Genomic DNA, 1,569 nt, shown 5'->3' with positions numbered 1-1,569 from the left:
TCAAAAAGTGACATTTTCACAGACGAGTTAAGGTGACATTTTCACAGACGATTGACAGACCGTTTCTGCGGTTCCCTGCTGTTCCGTCCGCACAAGCTCCCGGCGAATGCTCTCCCGTACTCGGCCATCTGTCCCGTACAAAGCCGCACGAATTTTTCCCCTGACAGCCGGCAGATCATCCGGTTGGCGATCACATGGACAGCGAGCAGCATGTTCACGCTATCAATCAAATCGCTTCAGAACGGAGGCGCGGCGGAATCACGGCGTCCGCCACGGAAACCCGTCCGGGTCCCGTTTTGCCCGCTCGGCAACAAGCGCGGGGTCATGACCTTCCACTTGGCAAAGGAAAGGAAAATCATCCGGCTCTACGACCAATTTGGCAATCGGTCTGACGGCAACCGGACTCGCCCATTGCGTCATTTCAACTAGCGTTCCGTCGAACTCGATCGGCGCCTGCTGTTCGAACGAATCGCGAGGCAACAGATAGATCATGCCGTTCTTCCACGGGAAATGGGGCAGCGCATCCTGGTCGACGGAGAAATAGTAGTAGTATGCATACCCGCCGTCCTCATCATCCGGAATGCGGAAACAGCCGTTCAGCAGCGAGGTGACGCGTTCCCGGTCCACGATGGCAAAATAAATGGGCCAGATCCCGTCCGATGCCGCATACACGGCGCGTCTGTTGCCGAATTCGTTGACGTCGTTCGATTGGCGCGGTTCAAATTCGGCAATGGCGGGATTGGCTGACCCGTGAAGCACAATGTTTTTCGTTTCGCACAGCCAGCTGAGGAACATCCACTTAGGCGCAGAGAGATCATACGTCAACTCCGGGGTGCCCTCTTGCTCCGTCATCAGCCTATACAGTCGCTCGAAATGAACGAAATCTTCATCGCGCAATGCCGGACGCCGCAAAAAATAGTCGGGGATGTTCACGCGCTTGCCTCCTGTTTCCGCAATCATATCAGTTGAAAATTGTAAAACAGCAAATTCTAATCCGAAATATATCAAGCCAAACCGGATTTAAATAGTGCACAAAACCGATTTCCTTCTCCGGGAAGACTGAAACAAAAAAACCTTCCGAATCGGAAGGATATGTTGTGCGTATGGTGCGGTCGAGAGGACTTGAACCTCCACGGTATTGCTACCACTAGAACCTGAATCTAGCGCGTCTGCCAATTCCGCCACGACCGCGTCTGGATGTTATGGTGCGGTTGAGAGGACTCGAACCTCCACGGGCGAAGCCCACTACCCCCTCAAGATAGCGTGTCTGCCAATTCCACCACAACCGCATTAGTTGTTAAATTGGTTGCGGGGGCAGGATTTGAACCTGCGGCCTTCGGGTTATGAGCCCGACGAGCTACCGGACTGCTCCACCCCGCGTCATGAAGTTCAGAGTGTCTTGCACCCTGAAAACCGGATGCGAATGCGTGTGCTTCAAGCTGAACCCGTTTCCGGGGCCCCCGCAAAGTAATCGGAATACGCTTCGAAGCGAATCGTCACTTTGTGGGGTAAATTTAGGATAAGCCCTCGACCGATTAGTATTCGTCAGCTTCACGCGTTGCCGCGCTT

The 1,569-nt window shown here is 53.9% G+C and carries 1 protein-coding gene and 3 tRNA genes; all 4 read right to left on the bottom strand.

What is annotated here, in order from left to right; genetic code table 11:
• Nucleotides 1-258 precede the first annotated feature (258 nt).
• Nucleotides 259-933: a hypothetical protein gene (locus tag KJQ12_RS06585; RefSeq protein WP_015254425.1), complete on the bottom strand. Its 675-nt coding sequence runs from the start codon at nt 931-933 to the stop codon at nt 259-261.
• Nucleotides 934-1,104: 171 nt separating this feature from the next.
• Nucleotides 1,105-1,191: transfer RNA gene (locus KJQ12_RS06580), tRNA-Leu, on the bottom strand.
• Between the two features lie 12 nt (nt 1,192-1,203).
• A tRNA-Leu gene (locus tag KJQ12_RS06575) sits at nt 1,204-1,289 on the bottom strand.
• 14 nt (nt 1,290-1,303) lie between these two features.
• Nucleotides 1,304-1,380 (bottom strand) — tRNA-Met (locus tag KJQ12_RS06570).
• Nucleotides 1,381-1,569: the final 189 nt, after the last annotated feature.

Origin of the sequence: Thermobacillus xylanilyticus (assembly GCF_907165215.1) — a bacterium.
GTDB classification, from domain to species: domain Bacteria; phylum Bacillota; class Bacilli; order Paenibacillales; family Paenibacillaceae; genus Thermobacillus; species Thermobacillus xylanilyticus.
Note: the sequence above shows the minus strand (reverse complement) of the source record. Positions and strands in the feature narration are given on the sequence as shown.